This is a genomic window from Streptomyces sp. NPDC026575, from assembly GCF_055567415.1.
The window spans coordinates 1-23,612 of record NZ_JBVHQM010000049.1 but is presented as its reverse complement, the minus strand read 5'-3'; the positions used below and the strand labels follow the sequence as shown (position 1 = coordinate 23,612).

General features: G+C 71.9%; 22 protein-coding genes. 13 read left to right on the top strand and 9 right to left on the bottom strand.

The genetic code is table 11. The annotated features are described in order from the left end of the window. Positions 1-156 precede the first annotated feature (156 nt). Positions 157-1,983, bottom strand: a complete 1,827-nt coding sequence (locus ACZ4NB_RS37590) for an SGNH/GDSL hydrolase family protein (RefSeq protein WP_467667549.1) — start codon at positions 1,981-1,983, stop codon at positions 157-159. Between the two features lie 213 nt (positions 1,984-2,196). Here ACZ4NB_RS37590 and ACZ4NB_RS37585 point away from each other — a divergent pair, with 213 nt between their 5' ends. The 8 genes from ACZ4NB_RS37585 to ACZ4NB_RS37550 all read left to right on the top strand — a co-directional run bounded on the left by ACZ4NB_RS37585 (position 2,197) and on the right by ACZ4NB_RS37550 (position 9,738). Continuing rightward, the gene (locus tag ACZ4NB_RS37585; protein ID WP_467667548.1) at positions 2,197-2,637 is read left to right on the top strand and encodes a DUF6278 family protein; all 441 of its coding nucleotides are present in this window, start codon (positions 2,197-2,199) and stop codon (positions 2,635-2,637) included. Positions 2,638-2,778: 141 nt separating this feature from the next. Beyond that, positions 2,779-3,522 carry an amino acid ABC transporter ATP-binding protein gene (locus ACZ4NB_RS37580; protein WP_467667547.1) on the top strand — a complete coding sequence of 248 codons (744 nt, stop codon included), beginning with the start codon at positions 2,779-2,781 and terminating at the stop codon, positions 3,520-3,522. A 13-nt stretch (positions 3,523-3,535) separates the two neighbouring features. Then, the gene (locus ACZ4NB_RS37575; RefSeq protein ID WP_467667546.1) at positions 3,536-4,468 is read left to right on the top strand and encodes a glutamate ABC transporter substrate-binding protein; all 933 of its coding nucleotides are present in this window, start codon (positions 3,536-3,538) and stop codon (positions 4,466-4,468) included. A 19-nt stretch (positions 4,469-4,487) separates the two neighbouring features. Next, positions 4,488-5,132: an amino acid ABC transporter permease gene (locus tag ACZ4NB_RS37570; RefSeq protein WP_467667545.1), complete on the top strand. Its 645-nt coding sequence runs from the start codon at positions 4,488-4,490 to the stop codon at positions 5,130-5,132. Further along, positions 5,129-5,998 (top strand): amino acid ABC transporter permease, encoded by an 870-nt coding sequence (locus tag ACZ4NB_RS37565; protein WP_467667544.1) that lies wholly within the window; start codon positions 5,129-5,131, stop codon positions 5,996-5,998. The genes ACZ4NB_RS37570 and ACZ4NB_RS37565 overlap by 4 nt, the downstream gene beginning before the upstream one ends. 136 nt (positions 5,999-6,134) lie before the next feature. Continuing rightward, entirely contained in the window at positions 6,135-6,716 is a 582-nt protein-coding gene (locus tag ACZ4NB_RS37560) for a hypothetical protein (RefSeq protein ID WP_467667543.1), read from the top strand. 180 nt (positions 6,717-6,896) lie between these two features. After that, positions 6,897-8,468, top strand: coding sequence for an alpha/beta hydrolase (locus tag ACZ4NB_RS37555; protein WP_467667542.1), 1,572 nt, complete (start codon positions 6,897-6,899; stop codon positions 8,466-8,468). A 190-nt stretch (positions 8,469-8,658) separates the two neighbouring features. Next, on the top strand, positions 8,659-9,738 hold the full coding sequence (locus ACZ4NB_RS37550) for a hypothetical protein (protein ID WP_467667541.1): 1,080 nt from the start codon (positions 8,659-8,661) through the stop codon (positions 9,736-9,738). Positions 9,739-9,804: 66 nt separating this feature from the next. Here ACZ4NB_RS37550 and ACZ4NB_RS37545 read toward each other — a convergent pair whose 3' ends face one another. Together ACZ4NB_RS37545 and ACZ4NB_RS37540 are read right to left on the bottom strand one after the other, a co-directional pair. Then, entirely contained in the window at positions 9,805-11,418 is a 1,614-nt protein-coding gene (locus ACZ4NB_RS37545; protein ID WP_467667540.1) for a CocE/NonD family hydrolase, read from the bottom strand. A 244-nt stretch (positions 11,419-11,662) separates the two neighbouring features. Continuing rightward, on the bottom strand, positions 11,663-12,469 hold the full coding sequence (locus ACZ4NB_RS37540; RefSeq protein WP_467667539.1) for an alpha/beta fold hydrolase: 807 nt from the start codon (positions 12,467-12,469) through the stop codon (positions 11,663-11,665). A gap of 153 nt (positions 12,470-12,622) precedes the next feature. On the opposite strand from ACZ4NB_RS37540, the gene ACZ4NB_RS37535 reads away from it, so the two are divergent. Next, on the top strand, positions 12,623-13,951 hold the full coding sequence (locus ACZ4NB_RS37535) for an aminotransferase-like domain-containing protein (protein WP_467667538.1): 1,329 nt from the start codon (positions 12,623-12,625) through the stop codon (positions 13,949-13,951). Between the two features lie 60 nt (positions 13,952-14,011). Here ACZ4NB_RS37535 and ACZ4NB_RS37530 read toward each other — a convergent pair whose 3' ends face one another. The 3 genes from ACZ4NB_RS37530 to ligD form a co-directional block, all read right to left on the bottom strand. Next, a complete protein-coding gene (locus ACZ4NB_RS37530) occupies positions 14,012-14,311 on the bottom strand; it encodes a hypothetical protein (protein WP_467667537.1) in 300 nt (99 codons plus the stop codon). 122 nt (positions 14,312-14,433) lie between these two features. Next, entirely contained in the window at positions 14,434-15,489 is a 1,056-nt protein-coding gene (locus ACZ4NB_RS37525; RefSeq protein ID WP_467667536.1) for a glutathione S-transferase family protein, read from the bottom strand. A gap of 156 nt (positions 15,490-15,645) precedes the next feature. Then, a complete protein-coding gene (gene ligD / locus ACZ4NB_RS37520; RefSeq protein WP_467667535.1) occupies positions 15,646-16,617 on the bottom strand; it encodes a non-homologous end-joining DNA ligase in 972 nt (323 codons plus the stop codon). 218 nt (positions 16,618-16,835) lie between these two features. Here ligD and ACZ4NB_RS37515 point away from each other — a divergent pair, with 218 nt between their 5' ends. Both ACZ4NB_RS37515 and ACZ4NB_RS37510 read left to right on the top strand, forming a co-directional pair. Beyond that, positions 16,836-17,429: a TetR/AcrR family transcriptional regulator gene (locus tag ACZ4NB_RS37515; RefSeq protein WP_467667534.1), complete on the top strand. Its 594-nt coding sequence runs from the start codon at positions 16,836-16,838 to the stop codon at positions 17,427-17,429. Beyond that, a complete protein-coding gene (locus tag ACZ4NB_RS37510) occupies positions 17,426-18,268 on the top strand; it encodes an alpha/beta fold hydrolase (protein ID WP_467667533.1) in 843 nt (280 codons plus the stop codon). Before ACZ4NB_RS37515 ends, ACZ4NB_RS37510 begins: the two co-directional genes overlap by 4 nt. Before the next feature lie 34 nt (positions 18,269-18,302). Here ACZ4NB_RS37510 and ACZ4NB_RS37505 read toward each other — a convergent pair whose 3' ends face one another. From ACZ4NB_RS37505 to ACZ4NB_RS37495, 3 genes are read right to left on the bottom strand one after another with little or no spacing between them, the layout of a single operon-like run. Then, entirely contained in the window at positions 18,303-19,106 is an 804-nt protein-coding gene (locus ACZ4NB_RS37505; RefSeq protein ID WP_467667532.1) for a MerR family transcriptional regulator, read from the bottom strand. Continuing rightward, the gene (locus tag ACZ4NB_RS37500; protein ID WP_467667531.1) at positions 19,099-19,632 is read right to left on the bottom strand and encodes a VOC family protein; all 534 of its coding nucleotides are present in this window, start codon (positions 19,630-19,632) and stop codon (positions 19,099-19,101) included. The genes ACZ4NB_RS37505 and ACZ4NB_RS37500 overlap by 8 nt, the downstream gene beginning before the upstream one ends. Before the next feature lie 34 nt (positions 19,633-19,666). Next, entirely contained in the window at positions 19,667-20,482 is an 816-nt protein-coding gene (locus ACZ4NB_RS37495; RefSeq protein WP_467667530.1) for an alpha/beta fold hydrolase, read from the bottom strand. A gap of 161 nt (positions 20,483-20,643) precedes the next feature. Here ACZ4NB_RS37495 and ACZ4NB_RS37490 point away from each other — a divergent pair, with 161 nt between their 5' ends. Together ACZ4NB_RS37490 and ACZ4NB_RS37485 are read left to right on the top strand one after the other, a co-directional pair. After that, the gene (locus ACZ4NB_RS37490) at positions 20,644-21,381 is read left to right on the top strand and encodes an SDR family NAD(P)-dependent oxidoreductase (RefSeq protein WP_467667529.1); all 738 of its coding nucleotides are present in this window, start codon (positions 20,644-20,646) and stop codon (positions 21,379-21,381) included. A gap of 234 nt (positions 21,382-21,615) precedes the next feature. Beyond that, positions 21,616-23,523, top strand: a complete 1,908-nt coding sequence (locus ACZ4NB_RS37485) for an APC family permease (RefSeq protein WP_467667528.1) — start codon at positions 21,616-21,618, stop codon at positions 23,521-23,523. Positions 23,524-23,612: the final 89 nt, after the last annotated feature.

Sequence of the window (23,612 nt, the reverse complement as noted above, 5' to 3'; positions counted from 1 at the left end):
GGACTTCAGGGCGGGGCCGCTCAGCTCTCGGCGGGGGATGCCGTCTCGGGTGGTGTCGGATGGCGGGCGGGGTCGTCGGCGGTCAGGCTGCCCAGGAGGATCAGCAGGGCTGACCCCGGCGCCCCGGGCGCAGCGCGCCGCCAGGGGCGCCCGGCCTCACCCCCGCCGCCCCGGCACCAGTGCCCGCAGATCCACCGCGTCGCCCAGCGCCTGCAGGCCCGCGTCGCCGGGGTGGAGGTGGTCGCCGCTGTCGTAGGCGGGCAGCATGCGCTGGGGACGCTGCGGATCGCGCAGTACGGCGTCGAAGTCCAGTGCCGCGTCGAAGACCGTGCCGGCGTTGCCGCGTACGAAGGCGTTGACGGCCTGGCGGCGGGCCTCCACCTCCGGAGTGCAGTCGCGGTAGCCCTCGCAGGGGGCGATGGTGGCGACCACGACCCGCAGCCCCCGCTCGTGCGCCCGCCGGGCGAGGGCCCGAAGTCCGGCGACGACCTCCTCGGCCGGGGTCCCCCAGCGCACGTCGTTGACCCCCTCGAAGACCACCACCGTCCGCACCGACGGCTGCGCCAGCACATCGCGCTCCAGCCGGTGCTGGGCGCTGACCCCACCGGTGTCCGTGCTGACCCCGTCGCCCTGATAGCGGTCGGTGACGATCCGGTTCGCCGAGATGCCGTGGTTGAGCACGCCGTAGCGGGGCAGCGCGCTCTGCGCCTGGAAGCGGCGGGCGAGGACGTCCGGCCAGCGCCGGTTGGCGCCGCCGGTCGACTTCACCCCGTCGGTGAGCGAGTCGCCCAGCGCCACGATCGAGCCGGGCCCGCCGTCCACCTCGACACCCGTGAGGAACGGCCAGAAGGCCATCGTCTCCGGATAGCCGCCGCCCTCGGCGTCCGCCGTACGGTCCCCGCTGCCGTCCGCGCTCAGATACGACAGCTGGGCCGCCTCCTGGTGCACCGGCGCCGCCGTCACCGTGCCCGGCAGATGGATGCTCACCAGCAGATCGGTGCCGGCGGGGACGGTGAAGGGCGCCGGGTCGCTGACGGCCTCGGCCCCGGCCGGTATCCGGGTGCCGGTCCGCCCCCGGCCGAAGGTCAGCGGCACGGGCTCGCCGTCGGCCGCCGCCCCCGCGCCGCGCACCGCGATGCTGGCCGCCCCTATGTCGACCGGCGCCGCCGCGAAGGTGTTGGCGATCCGGATCCGTGCCCGCGGCCCGCCCGCCCCGCTGTGGACGACCAGCCGCAGCGTACGGTCCGTCCAGGGGCCGACGGCCCGGTAGCCGGACGTGCTCGCCGCCCAACTCCCGGTCCGGCCGCGCCCGTCCTCCCGCACCGCTACCGCGAAGACATGCAGTTGGGCCCCCGTTTCCGGCGCCTTGGGCAGTACCACGGACGCCACCTCCCGCTCGGCCCGCAGCGGTACCGACACCGCGTACAGCCGCGCGGGCCCGGCCGGTCCGCCGGCCGCGCCGTTGACGTGCGGCAGCGCCACCGCCTTGGTGCTGAGCGGGCCGGACAGCCAGTCGGGCGCGGTGAGTTCGTAGGAGCCGCGCGAGCCGTCCCGATAGCGCACGGTGCCGGTGCCGGACGCCGCGCCGCCCGTCCCGGCGACCAGGAACGTCAGTGCCCCGCCCCGCCCGCGCACGGCCACCGACTGCCCGTCCGCCCGCAGATTGTCCGGCGTCCCGGCCGCTGGATGCGGCCAGGTGAGCCGGGTCGCGTCGAGGGTCAGCGCCCTCCCGGGCGTCCAGCCGGCCGCCGCCAGGTCCTGCGCGGACAGCGAGCGGCCGGCGCCGTCGAAGTCGGCCGCGCCGGGTGCGGAGTTGTCGCCGACCGCCGTGTTGTCGAAGAGCCTCGCCAGCGGCAGCGGGCCGGGTGGCTGGTGCTGCGGGCCGGGCGCCGCGGCCACGGCCGGGCCGGCGGAGGCGGTGGCGGGCAGTGCCGTCGGGGCGAGCAGCAGGGTCAGGGCGGTTCCCCATCGTCGTAGGCGCATCGGTCGGTGTCCCTCCGGGGGCGTCAACGGGCGAGTGTGCACCGGGATCCGGCCGCTCCGCCGCGGTGCGGGGAGCGTCGCCGGATCCGGCCGATCCGATCCGAGCGCCATGAAGGTAGGAAGCCGAGAGGGGGGCGTCAAGGTGACGAACCGGGCCCGATCGCGCCGCGCGCCTGTGGCCCGCACCACAGGTCGGGTGGGACCCTGCACACCATGAACATGTCTTTCCTGGACAAGTGGCGTAGGCGTCAGCATGCGCACCGGTCCGTACCGCTCGCGGAGTCGGTGCGCGCCGATCCCGGGAGCGTCGTCGAGCTGCTGTCCGAATGCGAGCTGCTGCGGACCCAGGCCGCCACCGCGGGGGTGGAACTGGACGACTCCGTACGCTCGTTGGAGCTGCTGGACCAGCTGCAGCCGGTGTGGCGGGACGATCCGGAAGTGGCGCCGTGGCTCGGCAACGACGCGGGCCTCTACCTGGGCACGGTGCTGGTGCGCACGGTGCGCGGCGCGGTCTGGCATGTCTGGCCCAACGGGCAGCCGGTGGTCAGGCTGGAGTCCGGGCGGGAGGTCGACGTGGTCGCGGCGGGCCATGAATGGGCCGATGTCGGCGCGCCGGAGCTGTCCCAGGTCTACGCCGAGGCATCGGAGGCATGACACCCGCCGGGGAGACCAACGGGCTTACCTGACTTATCCACCCTTATCCGCTGGTACGTGCGTGTCAGCGAAGAACCGCCCCTTTCGCCCCGGTAGGTTGCGGGCTCTGCGCTGTACGGATGAGAGTGGGCAGGTCTGCATATGGCCGGTGACGCGCTGATTGAGCTGCACGGGGTCAACAAGCACTACGGAAATCTGCATGTCCTCCAGGACATCGACCTCACCGTCGGCCGCGGCGAGGTGGTCGTGGTCATCGGGCCCTCCGGCTCCGGGAAGTCCACCCTGTGCCGCGCCATCAACCGCCTGGAAGCCGTCGAGTCGGGCACCATCAAGCTGGACGGCCGGCCGCTGCCCGAGGAGGGCCGCGCGCTGGCCCAGCTGCGCGCCGAAGTCGGCATGGTCTTCCAGTCGTTCAACCTCTTCGCCCACAAGACCGTGCTCGCCAACATCATGCTGGCGCCGATCAAGGTCCGTAAGAAGAAGAAGGACGAGGCCGCGCGGCGCGCCCGCGAACTCCTGGACCGGGTCGGGCTCGCCTCGCAGGCCGACAAGTACCCCGCACAGCTCTCCGGCGGCCAGCAGCAGCGCGTCGCCATCGCCCGCGCGCTCGCCATGGAGCCCAAGGCGCTGCTCTTCGACGAGCCGACCTCCGCGCTCGACCCGGAGATGATCAACGAGGTGCTGGAGGTCATGCGCCAGCTCGCCCGGGAGGGCATGACGATGGTGGTGGTCACGCACGAGATGGGCTTCGCCCGCTCCGCCGCCAACCGGGTGGTGTTCATGGCCGACGGACGGATCGTCGAGGACCGCACCCCCGAGGAGTTCTTCACCGCACCGCGCAGCGAACGGGCCAAGGACTTCCTCTCCAAGATCCTCAAGCACTAACGGGGGCGCCGCGATGCCGCACCGTCATTCCACGCGCCTGCGCCGTGCCCTCGTGGCCTTCCTGGCCCTCGCGCTCACCGCACTCGCCCTCGCGGGCTGCGGCCGGCCCGGCAGCCCGCCGGTCAAGGGCCCCAAGGGCAGCGAACTGCCCCAGTACCAGGTCGCCAAGGACTTCTCCCTGCCCGACTCCCCGACCTGGGTGCGGGCCAAGCACCGCGGCCATCTCATCATCGGCGTCAAGGAGGACCAGCCCTACCTCGGCGAGCGGGACCCGGCCTCCGGCCTCTACTCCGGCTTCGACATCGAGATCGCCAGGATGGCGTCGGCCGCACTCGGGTTCCCGCCCGACACCATCGAGTTCAAGACGATCGCCTCCGCCAACCGCGAGACGGCCCTGCAGAACGGCCAGATCGACCTCTACGTCGGTACGTACACCATCAACGACAAGCGCAAGAAGCTGGTGGGCTTCGCGGGCCCCTACTACATGGCCGGGCAGTCGCTGCTGGTGCGTGCCGACGAGACCGACATCAAGGGACCCGAGGACCTGGCCGGGAAACGCGTCTGCTCGGCCGCCGGCTCGACCCCGTACCAGCGCATGCAGACCGAGTACCCCAAGGCCGTCCTCGTCGCCTACGACACCTACTCGGTGTGCGTCGACAACCTGCTGACCTACCAGGTCGACGCGGTCACCACCGATGACGCGATCCTGCTGGGCTACGCCGCCAAGGTGCCCGACGAGCTGAAGGTCGTCGGCAAGCCGTTCTCCCAGGAGCCGTACGGCATCGGCGTCCCGCACGGCGACGACGCGCTGCGCCTCGCGCTCGACGACGCGCTCGCCGCGGACGAGGCGAACGGCAACTGGCAGAAGGCATACGACGCGACCCTCGGCGTGTCCGGGGTGCCCGCGCCCAAGCCGCCCCCGATCGACCGCTACCCGGCGAGCTGAGGAGCCAAGGAACCCACCGATGAACGTTCTCCTCGACAACCTCTCCCTCTACGGGGAGGGCCTGCTGGGCACCGTCGAACTCACCGCCTACGCCTCGCTGCTCGCGCTCGTCCTGGGCTTCCTCATGGCGGCCTTCCGCGTCGCACCGGTCGGCTCGCTGCGGGCCCTGGGCACGGCATGGGTGGCGGTGCTGCGCAACACGCCGCTGACGCTGCTGTTCTTCGCCGTGGTCCTGGGACTGCCGCGCTTCGGCCTCGTCCTGCCCTTCAAGCTCTTCGCCATCCTGGCGCTGGGCTGCTACACCTCGGCCTTCATCTGCGAGGCGGTGCGCTCCGGCATCAACACCGTGCCGGTCGGCCAGGGCGAGGCGGCCCGCAGCCTGGGCCTGACCTTTCCCCAGACCCTCGGCGACATCGTCCTGCCGCAGGCATTCCGGTCCGTCATCCCGCCCATCGGCTCCACGCTGATCGCGCTCGCCAAGAACTCCGCGATCGCCGGCGCCTTCAGCGTCACCGAACTGCTCGGCGTCTACAAACCGCTCAGCGAGATGGGCTACAGCATCATCTGGTCCTTCGTCTGGATCGCGGTGGGCTATCTGATCGTGACCCTGTCCATCAGCGCGATCTTCAACGTGCTGGAGAAGCGCTTCGGAGTCTCCCGATGACCACCACCGCCCTGTACGACATTCCGGGCCCGCGGACCAGGGCGCGGCACCGGCTCTACGGCTTCGGGGCGACGGTCGTGATCATCGCCCTGGTCGTCTGGATCGTCTACCTCCTCTTCGACACCGGGCAGTTCACCGCGGCCAAGTGGAGCCCCTTCCTCTACAAGGGGATTCAGGAACTGCTGCTCACCGGCCTCGGCAACACCCTGCGGGCCTTCGGCCTCGCGGCGGTGCTGTCCCTGGCGCTCGGCGCGCTGCTCGCGACCGGCCGGCTCTCCGAACACCGGGTGGTGCGCTGGGTGTGCACCGTGGTGGTGGAGTTCTTCCGCGCGATGCCCCTGCTCGTCATGATCTTCTTCATCTATGTGGCGCTGCAGGTCGCGCCGCTGCCCGCCCTGGTCGCCGGCCTCACTCTCTACAACGGCTCGGTCCTCGCGGAGGTCTTCCGCAGCGGCGTCAACGCCGTCGAGCGCGGCCAGCGGGAGGCCGCGTACTCACTGGGCATGCGCAAGACCCAGGTCATGACGCACGTCCTGGTGCCGCAGGCGGTCCGTGCGATGCTCCCGGCGATCATCAGCCAGCTGGTGGTCGCCCTGAAGGACACCTCGCTCGGCTACCTCATCACCTACGAGGAGTTCCTGCACGCCGGCAAGCTGATCGCCTCCAACCTCGACTACGGCCTGCCGTTCATCCCCGTTGTCATGATCATCTCGCCGATCTACATCGGGATGTGCATGCTGCTGTCCTACCTGGCCAACTGGGTCTCCCGGCGCCAGCAGCGCAACCCCAAGGTCGAGGCCGTCGAGGTGGCCGCCGCCGAGCCCGGCACCCTGTTGCCGGGGGACCACCAGCGCCATGTGCGGTGAGCGCCCGAGGGCGTAGGTCCCTCTCCGCCGCGTGGCGGAGCCGGAACCTCCGCCCGAACGATGCCCGGGAGCAGGGCGGACGGCGACGATCGAGGCCGCAGCCACACCTGTCGGTATCTGTCGGACGGAGCCCGGAATGCCCTTCAAGCCCCTGCGCGTCACCGCCGCCCTCGCCCTCGTCCTCGCCCTCGCGGCCCCGGTCGCCGCCGCGGCACCCGCGGAGCCGGGCACCCCCGCGCCCACCACCGTCTCCGCCCTCAAGGGCGAGGCCCGCATGGAGTACCCCGTCGACACCGAGGAGGTCCGCTTCTCGATCGACGCCCACAGTGTCTACGGGGCGGGCAGCCGGCCCGAGCGCTCCTGGGGCACCTTCCGGCTCTCGCACTCCTACCAGCGGCCCGACGGCACCACCCAGGTGCTCTGGGGCGACTTCAAGGTCGACTGCCTGACCATCGGCGGCCCGACCGCGACCGTCACCGGAACCCTGGTGCGCACCAGCCCCGGCCACCCCTGGATCGGCCGGGTGCACCCGCACTTCCGCCTGGGCGTGAGCTTCCTGGTGCCGGAGGGCGGCGGAGCGGCCCGCATCGGCCTCTCCGGCGCCACCCGCCCCGACGAGCCGAGAACCACCCCCTGCCTGGCACCCGCCGCCGACTCCCCGGTCTACGACGGGACATACACCCTCAAGGACAGGTCCCGGGGAGCGAGCCGGAGGTGATCCGGTCGGCCGGGAGGCGCGCCCCCGGTGTGCCGTCCCGGCGCGCGGGTGCGCGGTCCACGGCGGGGGTGGTGCTGGCACCACCCCGAAGACGGGAACCAGCATGATCGATCGCGGGTTCCCCGAGCCCGACCATCGAATCAGACGCCGCGCGGCCGAGCGCGGCCACCGGGAGGTTCGATGTCCAGGTCCAGGAAACCGCGTTGGCCCGCGGCCGCCGTATCGGGTGTGGTGGCCGCGGCCCTCGCGAGCGCCGTCGCCCCGGCGGTCGCGGTACGGTCCGCACCGGCGGGCGACGCGGCCGGCGGCCCCTCGCCCGCGGCCGCGCGCTACGCCGGGCAGCGGCTCGACTGGAAGCCCTGCGACCGCGAGCCCTCCCTCCAGTGCGCGGCGATGACCGTGCCCCGCGACTGGCACCACCCGGGCACCGGCGCGGACCTGACCATCGAGGTGTCCCGGCACCGGGCCGCCGACCCGGCACGGCGCCGCGGGGTGCTGATGATGGCCGCCGGCGGGCCGGGCGCCTCGGGGCTCACGCGGCCCGCGGGCTTCGTCAAGGCGTCGCCCGCGGTGGGCGCCGCGTACGACGTGGTCGGCTTCGACCAGCGGGGGGTCGGCAGCAGCTCGCACGCGACATGCCAGACCGACGCCGAGTTCCGCGACTTCTACGCGGGCGACTTCCGCGACCGCTCGCCCGCGGCGGTCCAGGGCGTCCTGGACCGGTCGCGGAAGTTCGTGACGGACTGTCAAAAGCGCAGCGGGGACCTGGTCAGGTACCTCACCACCGACCAGGCCGTACGCGATATGGACCTGTTCCGCGCACTGCTCGGCGTGCGCAGGATCTCGTACTACGGGCCGTCCTACGCCACCTGGCTCGGCGCGTACTACGCGACCGAGTTCCCGCAGCACGTCGAGCGCGCGGTGCTGGACAGCAATCTGCCCTTCAACGGGACCTGGCAGCAGGCCGAACTGGGGCAGCCGAGGAGTTTCCAGCGCCGTTTCGCGCAGGACTTCCTGCCGTGGATCGCCCGGTACGACGCGGTCTACCACTACGGGAGCACCGCCGCCGAGGCGAAGGCGACATGGGAGGCGCGCCGCAAGGCGCTGCACGACCACCCGATCACGATCGGCTCGCTGACGATCGGGCCGAACCAGCTCGACAACGCCACGCTCCAGGGGATGTACAACGCCGACCGGCAGTGGGACGGGCTGGCGTCCGTGCTGGCCGCCCTGGAGCACTGGGACACGGCGACGCCGGCCGAGCGCCGGCTCGCCCAACAGACCTTCGGCAGCTACCTGTCTCCCGGCTTCGCCGCCACGTACTTCCCGGTCACCTGCAACGACACCCCCTGGAACCGGGATCTCGGCTACTGGACGCGGCGGAGCGCCCAGGACACCAAGACCTACCCCCTGGTCGGGGCGAGGGAGCTGGCGTACGCGGCGACCTGCGTGTACTGGCCCGAGTCGGACGCGCCGCGGGTGAAGGTCACCGGCAAGGGCCTGCCACCCACGCTGATGCTCAACTCCGTGCACGACCCGGCCACGTACTACGAGGGCGCGGTGCGGGCGCACCGGGCGCTGCGGGGCTCACGCCTGGTCACGGTGACGGGCGGCGGCGACCACGGGCAGTACCAGAACGGCAACGCCTGCGTCGACCGCATCGTCGACGCCTACCTCCTGCACGGAACCGTCCCGGCACACGACGCGACCTGCCCCACCAAGCCGCTGCCCGTACCGGCACGGCACGGCTAGGGCCCGACAGGCCGGGCACGCCCGCGCTCGTGGCAGCGGACCACGCGGCGGCCTGTCACTTCACCCACCGCCCCGGCAGGCCGGTGGCATGTCCATGCGATCATGCGGCGATCGAGCCATCGGGCATCGAGCATGCGAGCGAGAACGGGAGTGCGGTGTGAGCGGGGCTGGGGGGCAGGACGGGTCGTCCGTGTCCGAAGAGGAGTGGGAGCGGTTCCTCCGTGAATCGGTGGCCGGTGCGCCCGGGGCTCCCGTGGAGCCGTCGGCGCGCGCCCGTGAGGTGGAGCGGAGGCTGCGGGGGCGCTCCGGGCAGCCGGAGGGCTGGCGTACGTACTCACCGGCCCGGCCCCGGCGCAGGACGGGCTGGTACGTGACCGGGCTGGTGGCGGCCGTGGCCCTCCTGGCGGTGGGGCTCTTCCCGCAGCAGGTCGTCGGCTGGTTCGGTGGCGACGACGGGGCTCCGTTGGCCGCCGAGTCGGAAGCCCCGCGGGAGGCGCCCGACGCCGAGCCGGAGCTGCGCCCTACCCTCGCCGAACCCTTCCGGGGTTCGCCCGCCGCCCGCTGGGCCGACGGAGCGGCGGGGATCACGGTGCCACCGGCCAGGGCGACCGGCTGGATGGACGCGACCGAGGTCGAGCGGGCGCTGCGGCGGAGCCGGGACTTCCTGGTGGCCGCGGGGCTCGACTCCCGCGTGCTGCGCGGCCGGCGGCCCACGAAAGCGATCGCCCTGTTGAACCCGCATCAGAAGGACGTCCAGGAATACCTCCGTACCGCCCTGTCCTCGACGGCACCCGCTCCCGAGACCAACCCGCTGCTGTTGTTCAGCCGCTTCCGACCGGAGCAGACCCGGCTGGTCGGTGACGTGGTCAAGACGCGCGGTCGGCTCACGTATCGGGAGGGGAAACGGGGGGCGGTCGAGGTGACGGCGGACGTCACCTTCGTGTACCCGGTCACCCCGGCGGGCGACGGCGGGCGGGACGCCGAGGTCGTCCGTACGATCGTGCGACGCAAGGTGGTGATGAGCTGGGACGACCCGGCCAAGGTCATCACCGAACCGGGCACGACATCCCTCGTCTCCTACGCGCTCGACATGACCAACGGCGGCTGCGCCGCCCCGACCGGCTACTTCGTGCCGCCCTTCGGCACGGCCGACGAGCAGCCCGCGGACAAGGCCCACCGGGTCGATCCGTACGACCGCAGCAAGCCGATCGACACGAGCAACGGCACGACGGCCGCGGGCGACGGCTGCGCGACCGCCACCCGCTCCTAGGGCCTGTCCGATGGGGGGCGGAGGGAGACCGCGGAGCGTTTTCCTCCGGCCCCGGGCCGCGGTGTCTCAGTCGCGTACCGGTACCGACACATACGACGGATCGTTCGCCGGGGAGGAGAACGTCAGCCGTGCGCCGCTCGGATTGTGCTCGATGTACAGCGGGTCGACGGTGTCCACGACCACCGTCAGCCGGTGCCCGGCCGGGACGTCGTAGGCCGTGGAGAAGAGGTCCAGGTCCACGCCGAACGGTTGGCCCGGGGTCTTGTCGTGGAAGGTGAACGGCGCGTGGGTGACCAGTTTGCCGATGCCCAGCGGACCCACGTCGTAGAGGTAGGCGATGGCGGTGCCGCTCTCGGCGGTGCTGGTGAGGGTGGTGTGCAGCTTGGTGGTGCCGCGGACCCGCTGCCCGCTCTCGTAGCGCTCGGACTCCCAGACGGCGGCCAGGGAGCGCGGCAGCAGCGGGATCGAGGCCATCGGCGGCAACCGGAAGAACTGGTCCAGCATGCTGGAGAGGAAGATCAGCCCGCCGTTGGCGCCGGAGTCCCAGTTGGTGTTGATCTGCTTGCTGCCGCCCAGTTCGATCCGGCGGTGCGCGGACGGCACGTCCTTCCAGCTCTGGTAACCCTCGTACGCGCCGGTGGAACGGGACTTGAGCAGCACCGGCGATTCGCGGTCGATGCCGTTGTCCGCGCCCTTGAGGTAGTGGTCGAACCACCGCTTGGTGTTGGTCCAGGTGTCGTTGGGCAGTCCGAAGAGCCCGGTCGCCTCGGCCGTCGCATGGTCACCGGGGCGGAACTCCAGCCGCTTGGGGCCCTTGAGCTTCTCGTAGAAGTCGGCGTACTGGTTGGGCGGGAAGAGGGAGTCGCCCCAGGCGTTGCCGAGCATGATCGCGGCGCCGTTGGCGTTGATCTTGTCGAGGTAGGTGGCGGGGGACCGCTTCTTCCCCCACGCGAGCATGTCCTGCTCCTTGGCGAGGTTCGAGCCGAGGAAGTCCTTGAGGATGGTGCGCAGTTCGGGGCTCGGCCGCCCCGTCAGCTCGCCCGCACCGCCGAGCATCGCCGCCGCCTGAAGATGCTGGGTACGGCCGCTGTAGATCGAACCGATCAGGTCGCCCCAGCCGCTGAGCGCCGCAACCACCTTGATCCGCTTGTCGAACGCGGAGGCCAGCAGGCTGATGCCGGCGCCGTAGGAGACCCCGGCCATGCCGACCTTCTGCGGATCGGCCGGTGTGTTGGCCAGCGCCCAGTCGATGACCTTCGACGCGTCCGCGATGTCCTGCGGTCCGGCGGTCTCGATCTGCCCGCCGGACTGCCAGAACCCGCGCGAGTTGTAGCCGACCACCACATAGCCCGCGTCGGCCAGCTTCTTGGCCTGGGCCAGGTACTCGACCTGCGGCATTCCCCAGCTGGTCGGCAGCACGATGACCGGGTACCGGCGGGTCCCGTCGGCACCGGCCGGGGTGAACACATTCGCCTTGAGGGTGATCCCGCCGTCGCCTTCGATATCGACGAACCGGACGGAGGGCGATGCCGCGAGGGAGTCGGCGGACGCCGCCGTCGTGGGGGCTGATGTCGGTGCCGCTGCCTGGGCGGCCGGCGCACCGGTGAGAACGGTGGTGGCCAGCACTGCCGCCGAGACGGTGCCGATCGCGGCACGCAGAGTCGTGCGGGAGGGCGTCATCTTCTGCTCCAGATCTCGAAGCGGGCCGGCCGCACGCTGTCGGAAGACAGGAGGGGCGTACGGCGGCCCGAGTTGACTGGAGAGTAAGGTGCGTGACTTACCTTAGGTAACCCGTCGGTAGGTTACGGGTGGGTAACGTCCGTGAGTCCAGGGCGAGTCGGCGCGGCCACGCGCGGGGCGGGAGAGCGGGGGAGCGGTGGCCGACTGGGGGCGGAAGGCGGGCCCCGGCCGTCATGTCCCGCCGTCAGGCGGTCCGCGGCAGGGTGGTGAGGAAGGACTCCAGCGCGGCGTTGAACTCGTCCGCCCGCTCCAGGTTCGGCATATGCGCCGCCTGCTCGATCACCGTCAACTGGGCGTGCGGAATGCGCCGGTGGATGTCGCGGGCGTCGCTCACCGGCGTGTACGCGTCCTCCGCGCCGACCACCACCAGCGCCGGAACCGATATCCGCGACAACATCTCGGTGTAGTCGGGGCGTTCGGCGCGGCCGCGCAGCGCCGCCGCCGCGCCCTCGGGCGGTGTGCCCGTCATCATTCCCAGGACGTGCCGGGCGACGTCCGGCCGGGTGGCGATGGTGTGCGGCGCGATCATCTTCGGCAGGACCTCGTGTGCGTAGCCGGACATCCCCTCCCGCAGGAGGCGCTCCGCCATGTCGCGACGCGCGGTCCTGCCCGCGTCGGTCTCCGCGGCGGGGAAGGTGTCCGCGAGCACCATGCCCCGGATCCGGTGCGGGAAGAGCCGCCAGAACTCCATGACGATCTGGCCTCCCATGGACAGGCCGCCCAGTACGAAGCGCTCGATGCCGAGGTGGTCGAGCAGCGCGACGGTGTCGCGGACGAAGGTCTCCAGCGGGGTGGTGCCCGGGACGACGGAACTCTCGCCGTAGCCCCGCAGATCCGGGGCGATCACCCGCCATCCGGCCCGGCTGAAGTGCTCGATCTGCGGGCGCCACATCGAGCGGTCGAACGGGTGGCCGTGGAGGAGCACCAGTGGCTCGCCGCCGCCCTCGTCCTCGTAACCGACGCTGATCTCCGCGAATCGGGTCGATCCCATGCCGCGCATCCCCTCTGCCGTTCTGTGGTTCCTCGGTGCTTCGGTTCCTCGATGCTATGAGGGGCAATTGCTCGGTGCAATATAAATAATGATCTCGGTGCAATGTGGCGTAGGGTGCTCGTCGAAAGGCACAAGCGGAAGAGGGGAAGGGCGATGGACGACTATCGCGTGATCGCCGACGAACTGGCGGCGGAGATCGCCGCCGGCCGGCTGCGGCCCGGCGACCGGCTGCCGCCGCTGCGCCGGTTCGCCCGCGACCGGCGGATCGCCGGTTCGACGGCGGCCCGGGTGTACCGGGAGCTGGGCCGACGGGGGCTGACGGTGGGCGAGGTCGGCCGCGGCACGTTCGTCCGCACCGCCGTGTTGCCGGTCGAGCCCGCGCTCGCCGAGCCGGGCGACGCCAGGATCGACCTGGAGCTCAACTTCCCGGTGCGGCCGGAGCACCCCGCCCTGCTCGGCAGGAGCCTTGCGCATCTGCTGCGCCCCGACGCCCTGGCCGACGCGCTCCGCCCGGTGGGCGCGGCCGGTACGCCCGCGGCCCGGCAGGCCGCGGCGGCCCACCTCGCCCGCGCCGGCTGGGCCCCGGACCCCCGTCGGCTGCTCTTCGCCGGCAACGGCCGGCAGGCGCTGGCCGCCGCGATCGCCTCGCTGGTTCCGGCCGGTGAGCGCCTCGGCGTCGAATCCCTCACCTACCCCGTCGTCAAGGGCATCGCGGCCCGTCTGGGCGTCACGCTGGTACCCCTCGCCATGGACGAGCACGGACTGACGGCCCAGGCGCTGCGCACGGCCGCTCCGCTGCGCGCCGTCTACCTCCAGCCGGCCCTGCACAACCCGCTGGGCATCACGATGCCGGAGCAGCGGCGCAAGGAACTCGTCGCAGCAATGGGGGAGTTGGGCATCCACGCCGTCGAGGACGCGATCTACGGATTCCTCCGTGAGGACCTGCCGCCGCTCGCGGCGCTGGCGCCCGAACGCACCGTGGTCGTCGACAGCCTGTCCAAGCGGCTCGCCCCCGGCCTGTCCCTGGGGTTCCTCACGGTGCCCGAGGCCCTCACCCAGGACGTGGCGACGGCGCTGCGCTCGGGGACCTGGACGGCCTCCGGCTTCGCGCTCGACGCCGCGACCCGCTGGATGGCCGACGGGACCGCGGCGGCCATCGAGGAGGACAAGCGCCGGGACGCCGCGGCACGCCAGCGGATCGCCGCCGAACGGCTGGCCGGCTTCCGGGTACGGGCCGATCCGCACGCGTACCACTGCTGGTGGGAGCTGCCGGAGCCGTGGCGCGCCGACACCTTCGTCGCGGCCGCCGCGCGCCGCGGGATCGCCGTCACGCCCTCGGGAGCGTTCGCGGTGGGCACCGGCCACACACCCAACGCCGTACGGCTGGCGCTCGCCTCCCCGCCCCTGGACGCCCTGGCCGAAGCGCTGGGCGTCCTGGGCGAACTGGCGCAGCGGACACCGGAGGACGCCGGACCGGAGTGACGCGGACGAGCGGAAGGAGGCACCGGCCGGCGGCACCGACCGGCGGCACCGGCCGGGTGCTCAGGTGCCGCTCATCAGCTCGCCGAGCCCCCTGCGCAGGTCGTCCGCGTTCATCACCGGCTGGAGGGAGACCTTGGCGTGCAAATCCATGAAGAACGACTCGACCAGGGCCGGCATCTGCGATGACTGCTGCATGTCGAAGTAGTAGAAGCAGGCACGGTCGCCGCCGTCGAGGGTGAAGTAGGCCGCCTCCGGTTGCAGCGCGGCGATCGCCGTCTCCATGATCTTCGGCAGGGCGCCGCTCTTGATCAGTTCGTTGCCCACTTCGGTAGGTATGCGGGCCGTCAGAACCATCCTCATCGGGCTCACTCCTCGCGTGGATCTCGTGGAGTTCACAGTCCCCGTGTTCTCAGGGTCTCACGGTACGGGCGGGGTCTCACGGTACGGACGAGGCGGTCGGGGCGGGGGAGCCGGCGCGGGAGTCAGGAGCCGAGCCGGAGGTGCTCGGGGTGGCCGCTCGGCGGTACCTCCTCGGCCGGCGGCACCGGCCCCGGCGGGGTGCCGTCGCCGAACGGCCGGCCGCCCAACTCCTCGCGGTGGTGCGGCGTCAGCCAGCCGGACAGGTCCGGGCCCAAGGGGACGATGCCGGTCGGGTTGATGCCGGTGTGCACCCGGTAGTAGTGCTGCTTGATGTGGTGGAAGTCGACGGTGTCGCCGAAGCCCGGCGTCTGGTAGAGGTCCCTGGCGTACGCCCACAGCACCGGGGCCTCGGCCAGCTTGAACCGGTTGCACTTGAAGTGCCCGTGGTAGGCGGCGTCGAAGCGGACCAGCGTGGTGAAGAGCCGGACGTCGGCCTCCGTGAGGGTGTCGCCCACGAGGTAGCGCTGCTCGGACAGCCGCTCCGACAGCAGGTCCAGCCGCCGGAAGAGATCGCGGAAGGCGGCGTCGTACTCGCTCTGCCTGGTGGCGAAACCGGCGCGGTACACGCCGTTGTTGACGTCCCGGTAGACACCCGCCATCACGACGTCGATCTCCTCGCGCAGCCGCTCCGGATACAGGTCCGGAGCGCCCGGCCGATGCAGCGCCGTCCACTGTGTCGACAGGTCCAGGGTGATCTGCTGGAAGTCGTTGGTGACGAGCTTGCCGCTGGGCACGTCGACGACGGCCGGGACGCTGACCCCGCCGGGGTAGCCCTTCTCGCGGGCATCGTATGCCTCGCTCAGGAAGCGGATGCCGAGTACGGGGTCGCGACCGTCCGGGTCCAGGGTGAAGCGCCAGCTGCGGTCGTCCTGGAGCGGATCGGGGATGGCGAGCGAGAGCGCGTCCTCCAGACCGAGCAGCCGCCGCACGATGACGGCGCGGCTCGCCCAGGGGCAGGCGCGGCTCGCCACCAGCCGGTAGCGGCCGGCCTCGACCGGCCAGCCGTCGCGGCCGTCCGCCGTGATGCGGTCCGCGAAGTGACTCCGGGAGCGCTTGAAGGTCGCTCTGCCGTACTCGGTGTTGCCGCACATCGCGTCGCCCTCGGTGGCGTGGGGCATCACCTGCTCCTTCCGTCCGGGGATGGGCACCTGCTCTTGTCGAGCCTTCCCGTACCGGCGCGGCCGTCCCGCTGCGTCAGCCGCCCGGCGCATCGCAGGCGGCTTCCGGCGATCGGCCGGCGGACGACGTCCCCGCCCTCGCGTCCCCGCCCCGCCTCAGCCCAGGCGGGTCAGGTCGGGCCGCAGCCGATGCCAGATCGGGTGCCGCAGCCGCCCGGCCGAGGTCCAGCCGGTGAGCGTGATCTCGGCGACCAGCCGGGGCTCGGCCCAGTGCGCGCCCATGGTGTCCACGGGGTTGATGAACGGCGAGCGGTCCATCGGGATCACCGCCAGGTACTGCGCCAGCTCCCGCCGCTCCCGGTCCGACAGCCCCGAGCCCACGGAGCCGACGTACCGCAGCCCGGCCGGTTCCGCCACGCCCGCCAGGACGGAACCGGGGAGCCCGGCGAGCGCACCGTGCCCCTCCGTCCAACCGCCGATGACCACGTCGAGGGTGAGCAGATGCTTCGTCTTGCGCCACTCGGGTGACCGGACACCCTGCAGATACGCCGAGTTCAGCCGCTTCGCCACGACCCCTTCGAGCCCGCCCTGGAGCGAGGCATCCCACGCCTGCTGCGCATGGCCCCGGAGATAGGCCGGCGCCGACCAGTTGGGGCCGCGCAGCCGCAGCCCGGACAGGATCGACCGGCGCTCGTGGTAGGGCAGACCGAGCAGCGGCCCGCCCAGGTACATGATGTCGAAGAGGACCAGGTGCACGGGGTGCTCCATGGCCAGCCGGGCCGTACGCCGCGGGTTGACCACGCCCATCCGCCGCTGGAGCAGCCCGAAGTCCGGCCGTCCGCGCGCGTCCAGCACCACCACCTCGCCGTCGAGGACCGCGGGCCGGCCGCGCAGCTGCTCGCCCAGTGGCGTCAGCTCCGGGTAGGTGCTGGTCGCGTCGTTGCCCGCCCGTGTCACCAGCCGGAGCGTGCCGTCCCCGGGCGTGTTGACGATGCAGCGCGCGCCGTCCCATTTGGCCTCGAACGCCCAGGCCGCCTCCTCGTCCTCGTCGGGCAGCGGCCCGATCGCGGCCAGCATCGGCCGGATCACGGGGTACGGGGTCGGGCCGTGTTCGGCGGTCGGGGCCATAGTTCGATGATCGGGCGCGGCCAGGGCGCTCGCAGATCGGCGCCGGACATCAGGACGTACCTGCCTCGTCCCCCTCTCCTGCGCGCGCTCAGCTCCCGTCCTCCCGTTCTTCCCTCCCCGCTCCTCCCTCCTGCTCCCCCCTCCTGTCCCGTGCGATTCCCGTTTGCCTTCCTAGGGGTCCTAGGATAAACCTAATATCCCTAGGAAGGGAGAGGTGCATGGTGCGGGCCGGGCTGACGGCGGAGCGGGTGACGATCGCGGGCGCAGAGCTGGCGGACGAGGTCGGGCTGGAACAGGTGACCATGTCGCAGGTGGCGCGGCGGCTCGGCGTGAAGGACGCGAGCCTGTACACCCACGTCCGCGGTCTGGAGGACCTGCGCGGGCGGATCGCGCTGCTGGCGGCGGACGAGAAGACCCTCCGTATCGCGGAGGCGACCGCCGGGCGATCGGGCAAGGACGCGCTGGTCGCGTTCGCCGACGCCTGGCGGGAGTACGCCCATCAGCACCCGGGCCGCTATATGGCGACGCAGCTCCCGCTGCGGATCGATCCCGAGCTGGCCGCGAAGGCGCCCGGACCGCGACGCGCCGTCGAGCTGACCTACGGCATGCTGCGCGGCTACGGACTGGCCGAGCCCGATCTGACCGACGCGGTCCGGGTGCTGCGCAGCACCTTCCACGGGTTCGTCGCCCTGGAGGCCGCGGGCGGGTTCGCGCACCAGCGCTCGCCGCAGGACTCCTGGGTCCGCGCCCTGGACGCCCTGCACTCCCTCCTGGAGCACTGGCCCCCGCTGAGTGAAGGAGACTCCTCATGACCGACCCGACCATCGGCCGCCTGCGTGTGAACGGCGCGACCCTGCACTACGAGGTCCGCGGCCAGGGCCCGCTCCTGCTGCTGATACCCGGAGGGGCGGGCGGAGCGGCCGTCTTCGACGGCGTCGCCGACGACCTGGCCGCCGCATACACCGTCGCGACCTACGACCCGCGCGGGATGTCCCGCAGCACACTGGACGACCCCGAGGCCGAGCAGCGGGTGTCCGAGCACGCCGACGACGCGCTGCGGCTCCTGGACCTGCTGTCGCCGGAAGCGCCGGCCCGGGTGTTCGGCATCAGCTCGGGCGCGATCGCCGCCGTGGGGCTGCTCACCGCCCGTCCCGAACGCGTCGAGCGCGTCGTGGCGCACGAGCCGCCGCTGGTGGAGGTCCTGCCCGACGCCGCCGAGCACCGCGCGCTCCCCGAGCGGGTACGGGAGGTGCTTCGTACCCAGGGGCTCATGCCGGCCATGGCCGAGTTCGCCGCCGGTCTGGCGAAGGGCGGTGCGGCCGCCGTCCCGAAGGCCGCGACCGAGCTGCCGCCCCAGGCCGCGGCGCGGGCCGAGCGGACCATGGCCAACCTGCCCTACTTCGTCGAACGCATCGTCCCCTCCTTCATGCCCTACGCCCCGGACCTCGACCGGCTGGAGGCACTTGTGGACCGGCTCGTCCTGGTCGGCGGCCAGGACTCGCACGGTGAACTGCCCTACCGGTCGGCCGCCTCCCTGGCCGAGCGGCTCGGCGCGGAACTCCGGCACTTCCCCGGCGGGCACACCGGACTGACCACGCACCCCGCCGAGTTCGGCGCAGCCCTCCGCAGGGCCTTCCGGGACCGCCCTTAGCGCCTGTCCGATGGGTCCCGGCCGGACCCGCGCTCTACTGCCAGGTCGCGGTGTCGGGGTCGATGCCGTGGGCGCGCGCGCCGGCGTCGATGATGCGACGGAACCACGCGGCAAGGCCGGCGCGGACGCCGTCGTAGTGGGCGGCGAATCCCGGATCGGCCTCACACATGCGGCCGAGGCAGACCTGCATCTGCCGGGTGAGCGGAAAGTACGAAGCAAAGACGTCGCGGTGCCGGTCCACGAGTTGGTTCGCTTCGGGGCTACCGGGTGCGACGCCGGCGTCCATCGCGTCCCCGAGGTCGCGTTCGAGGTCGGCCATGGCATCGGTGACGGCCTGCCATTCCTCCGGACCGCGAGAGGCCGAGCGTTCGGCGTACTGCCGCCATTGCGCGGTGTCTCCGTAGCGCTTACGGGCCTGGGCGGGCCAGTCCGGGTTCCACTGCGGGCCGAAGACCGCGGCCTGCTGCTCGACGGTCAGCAGCAGGCCGCGCTCATGGGCGTCGATCATCCGGTCCAGTCCGGCGCTGAGCTGCTGGAGGCGGTCGATCCGTTCGGCGACCTGGGTGCGCTGCGCGCGCAGTGCGCCGGGCACGTCCGCGGTCGAGTCGTCCAGGACGACCCGAATCCTTTCCAGGCCGAGACCGAGTTCACGGTAGACGACGATGCGGTGCAGGCGTTCCAGATCACCAGCGGTGTAGAGCCGGTATCCGGCAGCCGTGCGCAGCGACGGTCGCGCCAGCCCGATCTCGTCCCAGTGGTGCAGCGCGCGGACGGTCACGTCCAGACGCGTCGAGACCTGACCGACGGTCAGGCCATCGGTGTCAGTGGTATCAGGCATGCCCCCCATTGTCCCCGCCGGCGCCCGGTGGGGTGATCCCGATGGCTTCAAGGTTCCGCGCCTCCTGACTGGCCGGATCGAAGGGCTTCGCCGCGGTGAAGACGATCCGTGCGTTCTCGGGGGTGATCACCTCCACATCGCGGGTGTTCCAGGGAGTGTCCCGTGGCCCCTCGACCGAGTTCGGGCGCACCGCACGACAGGCCGCGACAAGGGAGTCGACCTGGCTGAGCAGGCCCGCGAAACTGAAGCTCATCGCCGGTGCCTGCACCGGAACGCTCTCCGCCGAGACCAGGAGCACGTCCTGGAACGCCCACCGGCGCAGATGCACAAGCCTGCCGGGGATGCTGAACAGCTCGAAGAACCCGAGCCCACGAATCCAGAAATCCACCGACTCCGCCAGATCGCTCGTGGGGATCGTGACGAACGCGGGCATTCCATAGATGCCACGGAACGGCTCCGGCGGCACCGCATCCGGGCCGGGAGCGGGCACGGGACTCATCTCGAACGCGTTGTAGTAGTCGCTCATGGACGCAACTCTCCAGCCTCCCGCAACGTGAGGGTCAAGCCGGTTCCGTGAGGTGTGCGTGGACGCGGTCCAGGAACGAGCGAACGGCTCGGGCGAACCCGTCGGGGTCGTCGGCGTAGAGCCAGTGCCCGCAGCCGGCGAGTTCGACCAGCTCCGTACCCGGCCGCTCCCGAGCCATCCGGTGCGCCGTCTCGCCGGTGAGGACGAAGCTCTCGCCGGCTCTGAGCAGCAGGGCCGGCTGCTTCGAGGCGGACCACGCGGCGGAGTGGTCCCCGGCCAGGGCGCGTTGCGAGGCCATCATCTCGGCGGTGTCGAAGAGCAGTCCGCAGCCGTCGTCGAACTCCGTCGCGCTGTCGAGGAAGTAGCCGGCATCGGGAACCCCGTGCGCTTCGATCGCGGCTCCCAGCTCCGCGCGCGAGGCCGCCCGGCGCGGCCAGCCCGAGACGTCGAGCACGGGGTGCGTCTCGGGCTCCTCGTTGCGTACGGTCATGTCCGCGACGACCAGTGCGCTGACGAGTTCGGGGTGGCGCTCGGCGAGGAGGTAGGCAACGGCGCCGCCCATGGAGTGCCCCAGCACGGTGGCCGGTGCGAGATCCAGGGCGCGTAACAGGGCGGCCGCGTCCTCGACGTAGTCGTCGGGAGTGAGCCCGCCGCCATGGTCCGACAGACCGTGGGCGCGCTGGTCGGGCGCGACGACGCGGTACCGCCCGGCCAGCGCCGCCGCCAGCGGGGCGAAGATCCGCCCCCGCCCGAAATGACCGTGCAGGGCGAGGACGGCGGGCCCGGGGCCACCGAAATCCAGAAAGGCGAAGCGACGGCCGCGAAGGCGGAGGAAGGACTCGGTGGGCACGGTGGGCTCCCTTGCTGTGGGGGACGAGACGGTGACCAGGTGACGGTGGGCCGTCCGGTTGCCTCCACCATGGAGCGCGCGGCCGCATCCGTCCCCTGGTTTGCCTAAGATCGTTTCCGGTAAGGGCAGGCGGCGAACGATGTGCTGAGGGAGGGCGTCCGATGAGCCGGGCGGTATTGGTGACCGGGGCTTCGCGGGGGATCGGACGGGCGGTCGCCGAGGTGTTCGCGGCCGGCGGCGATCGCGTCGCGCTGCACTACTCGTCGCGCCGGGAGGCGGCCGAGGACGCGTTCGGGGCACTGGCGGGCGGCGGTCATGTGCTGGTGCAGGGCGATGTGCGGACGCCGGAGGGGGCGGCCGGGATCGTCGGGGCGGCGGTGGACGGGCTCGGCGGCGTCGATGTCCTGGTCAACAACGCCGCCGCGAATGTGGCGCACCCGCTGGACCGTACGTCGTTCGAGGACTGGCAGCGCGCCTGGCGGCAGGTCGTGGACGTGAACCTGCTGGGGGCGGCGAACGTCAGCTACTGCGCGGCGCGCAACATGATCGAGCGGGAGGTGGAGGGGCGGATCATCAACATCGGGTCGCGCGGCGCGTTCCGCGGCGAACCGGACCATCCCGCCTATGGCGCCTCGAAGGCAGCGCTGCATGCGATGGGACAGTCGCTGGCGGTCCACCTGGCGCCGTACGGGATCGGTGTGGCGTCGGTGGCGCCCGGATTCGTGCAGACCGAGCGGGTCGCGGAGCGCCTCACCGACGAGGTCCGGGGGCAGAGCCCGTTCGGGCGGGTCGCGTCGCCGGAGGACGTGGCCTCCGCCGTGCACTACCTCGCCTCGCCGGAGGCGCTCTGGTCCTCGGGGGCCGTGCTGGACGTCAACGGGGCGTCGCATCTGCGCTGAGGCCGTCGCGCCCGGGGGCCGGGCGGGGTGCGCACCCGGTGCGGAGAGGGGGGAGCCCCGGCCGAACGGGGGATTCCGGCCGGGGCTCGCAGCGGGCAGGGGGGAAGCGCCCGCCGCGATTGAACGATAAACCATCACCGGAGCTGGAAGTGCGCCGGGTGACCGCTCTCACCCTCGACGCGGCTCCGCGAGCCTCCCTCCCGCCCCTTCCGAAGGATCATAGTTTGTCCGGCTATGACCCCCCTTTTCTCCAGGACGAAGCGGATGATGGTGGGCCGCCCGCTGGACAGTGCGCGGCTCGGTGAGACGCTGCTGCCCAAGCGGCTGGCGCTACCGATCTTCTGCAGCGACCCGCTCTCCTCGGTCGCCTACGCCACCGAGGAGATCCTGCTGGTCGTGGGCCTGGGCGGGGTCGCGCTGCTGCATCTGGCCTGGTACGCCGCGGCCGCCATCGTCCTGGTCCTGGTCGTCGTGGTCGCGTCCTACCGGCAGACCTGCTACGCGTATCCCGGAGGCGGTGGCGCCTACCTCGTCAGCGCGCAGAACCTCGGGCGCGGCGCGGCGCTCACCGCGGCGAGCGCGCTGCTGGTCGACTATGTGCTCACCGTCGCGGTGTCCGTCGTCTCCGGCGTCGCCGCGATCACCTCCGCGATCCCCTCCCTCGGCGGCCACAACGTGGCGCTGTCCGTCGGCTTCGTGGTGCTGCTGACGCTGATGAACCTGCGCGGCGTGCGGGAGTCGGGCCGGATCTTCGCGGTCCCCACCTACGGCTTCGTCTTCTTCGTCTACCTGATGTTCGCGTTCGCCGCCGTACGGATGGCCACCGGCGCGACGATCCGCGCCGAGTCCGCGGACCTGCCGCTGCACGCCGAATCGGTCTACACGGGACTGGCGCTGGTCCTGCTGGGGATGCGCGCCTTCGCCTCCGGGTGCACGGCGCTGACCGGAGTCGAGGCGATCAGCAACGGCGTGCCCGCGTTCCGCAGGCCCAAGAGCCGCAACGCCGCCACCACGCTGCTGGTCATGGGGTTCTTCTCCGTCACCATGTTCGGCGGGATCACGATCCTGGCCATGCTCTACGACGTCCATGTCGCGGTGGACCCCACCGAGCTGGGGCTGCCGGCCGACACGCCGACCTCCACCGCGCTCGCCCAGATCGCCCGGGCCACCTTCGGCGACCTCGACGTGCTGTTCTACCTGCTGCAGGTCTTCACGGCCGGTGTGCTGATCCTCGCCGCCAACACCGCCTTCAACGGCTTCCCCATGCTGGCGTCGGTCCTCGCCGAGGACCGCTTCGCGCCCCGGCAGCTGCGCAACCGCGGCGACCGGCTGGTCTTCTCCAACGGGATCGTGCTGCTCGCGCTGGCCGCGATCGGGCTGATCGTCCTCTTCCGCGCCGAGCTGACCCACCTCATCCAGCTCTACATCATCGGCGTCTTCGTCTCCTTCACCCTCTCCCAGACCGGCATGGTCCGGCACTGGCGGACGGCCCTGGCCGCCCCGGGGCTGCGGCCCCGCGAACGGGCCCGGCACCGCCGCTCCCAGGCGATCAACGCGGTCGGCGCGGTGCTCACCGGACTGGTGCTGATCATCGTCGTGATCACCAAGTTCACGCACGGCGCCTGGATCGTGGTGATCGCCATGCCGACGCTGCTCCTGGGGATGCGCGCGGTGCGAGGGCACTACGAGCGGGTCGCGCAGGAGCTGTCGGCCACCCCGGACGCGCGGCCCTGGGCGCCGGCCGGGAACGCGGTGATGGTGCTGGTCAGCGACCTGCACGTGCCCACGCTCAAGGCCCTGGGCTACGCCCGTACGATGCGTGCCACCTCGCTGGAGGCGCTGACCGTCGCGGTCGATCCCGCCGATGTGACGGGCCTGCGCGCGCAGTGGGACGCCCATGGCATCGACGTACCGCTGCAGGTGCTCAGCTCGCCCTACCGGGACTTCACCCAGCCGGTGGTCGACTACGTCGTCGAGACCGGCGAGCGGTACCCCGGTGCCGCCGTCACGGTCGTCATCCCCCAGTTCATCGTCGGCCACTGGTGGGAGCAGCCGCTGCACAACCAGAGCGCCCTGCGGCTCACGGCACGGCTGATGTTCACGCCGGGCGTGACCGTGGTCAACGTTCCCTATCGCCTCTAGGGCCTGTCCGATGGGTCCTGGCCGGGCCCGCGACGCCTGGCACGGCACCTCGCGGCGTTGCCGAATCATCCCGATAGCTCCGCTATCGA

What these genes read in the sequence shown, in the direction of transcription:
- ACZ4NB_RS37590 (WP_467667549.1), bottom strand. Translation starts at nt 1,983, where the DNA reads ATGCGCCTACGACGATGGGGAACCGCCCTGACCCTGCTGCTCGCCCCG.
- ACZ4NB_RS37585 (WP_467667548.1), top strand. Translation starts at nt 2,197, where the DNA reads ATGAACATGTCTTTCCTGGACAAGTGGCGTAGGCGTCAGCATGCGCAC.
- ACZ4NB_RS37580 (WP_467667547.1), top strand. Translation starts at nt 2,779, where the DNA reads ATGGCCGGTGACGCGCTGATTGAGCTGCACGGGGTCAACAAGCACTAC.
- ACZ4NB_RS37575 (WP_467667546.1), top strand. Translation starts at nt 3,536, where the DNA reads ATGCCGCACCGTCATTCCACGCGCCTGCGCCGTGCCCTCGTGGCCTTC.
- ACZ4NB_RS37570 (WP_467667545.1), top strand. Translation starts at nt 4,488, where the DNA reads ATGAACGTTCTCCTCGACAACCTCTCCCTCTACGGGGAGGGCCTGCTG.
- ACZ4NB_RS37565 (WP_467667544.1), top strand. Translation starts at nt 5,129, where the DNA reads ATGACCACCACCGCCCTGTACGACATTCCGGGCCCGCGGACCAGGGCG.
- ACZ4NB_RS37560 (WP_467667543.1), top strand. Translation starts at nt 6,135, where the DNA reads ATGCCCTTCAAGCCCCTGCGCGTCACCGCCGCCCTCGCCCTCGTCCTC.
- ACZ4NB_RS37555 (WP_467667542.1), top strand. Translation starts at nt 6,897, where the DNA reads ATGTCCAGGTCCAGGAAACCGCGTTGGCCCGCGGCCGCCGTATCGGGT.
- ACZ4NB_RS37545 (WP_467667540.1), bottom strand. Translation starts at nt 11,418, where the DNA reads ATGACGCCCTCCCGCACGACTCTGCGTGCCGCGATCGGCACCGTCTCG.
- ACZ4NB_RS37540 (WP_467667539.1), bottom strand. Translation starts at nt 12,469, where the DNA reads ATGGGATCGACCCGATTCGCGGAGATCAGCGTCGGTTACGAGGACGAG.
- ACZ4NB_RS37535 (WP_467667538.1), top strand. Translation starts at nt 12,623, where the DNA reads ATGGACGACTATCGCGTGATCGCCGACGAACTGGCGGCGGAGATCGCC.
- ACZ4NB_RS37530 (WP_467667537.1), bottom strand. Translation starts at nt 14,311, where the DNA reads ATGAGGATGGTTCTGACGGCCCGCATACCTACCGAAGTGGGCAACGAA.
- ACZ4NB_RS37525 (WP_467667536.1), bottom strand. Translation starts at nt 15,489, where the DNA reads ATGCCCCACGCCACCGAGGGCGACGCGATGTGCGGCAACACCGAGTAC.
- ligD (WP_467667535.1), bottom strand. Translation starts at nt 16,617, where the DNA reads ATGGCCCCGACCGCCGAACACGGCCCGACCCCGTACCCCGTGATCCGG.
- ACZ4NB_RS37515 (WP_467667534.1), top strand. Translation starts at nt 16,836, where the DNA reads ATGGTGCGGGCCGGGCTGACGGCGGAGCGGGTGACGATCGCGGGCGCA.
- ACZ4NB_RS37510 (WP_467667533.1), top strand. Translation starts at nt 17,426, where the DNA reads ATGACCGACCCGACCATCGGCCGCCTGCGTGTGAACGGCGCGACCCTG.
- ACZ4NB_RS37505 (WP_467667532.1), bottom strand. Translation starts at nt 19,106, where the DNA reads ATGCCTGATACCACTGACACCGATGGCCTGACCGTCGGTCAGGTCTCG.
- ACZ4NB_RS37500 (WP_467667531.1), bottom strand. Translation starts at nt 19,632, where the DNA reads ATGAGCGACTACTACAACGCGTTCGAGATGAGTCCCGTGCCCGCTCCC.
- ACZ4NB_RS37490 (WP_467667529.1), top strand. Translation starts at nt 20,644, where the DNA reads ATGAGCCGGGCGGTATTGGTGACCGGGGCTTCGCGGGGGATCGGACGG.
- ACZ4NB_RS37485 (WP_467667528.1), top strand. Translation starts at nt 21,616, where the DNA reads ATGACCCCCCTTTTCTCCAGGACGAAGCGGATGATGGTGGGCCGCCCG.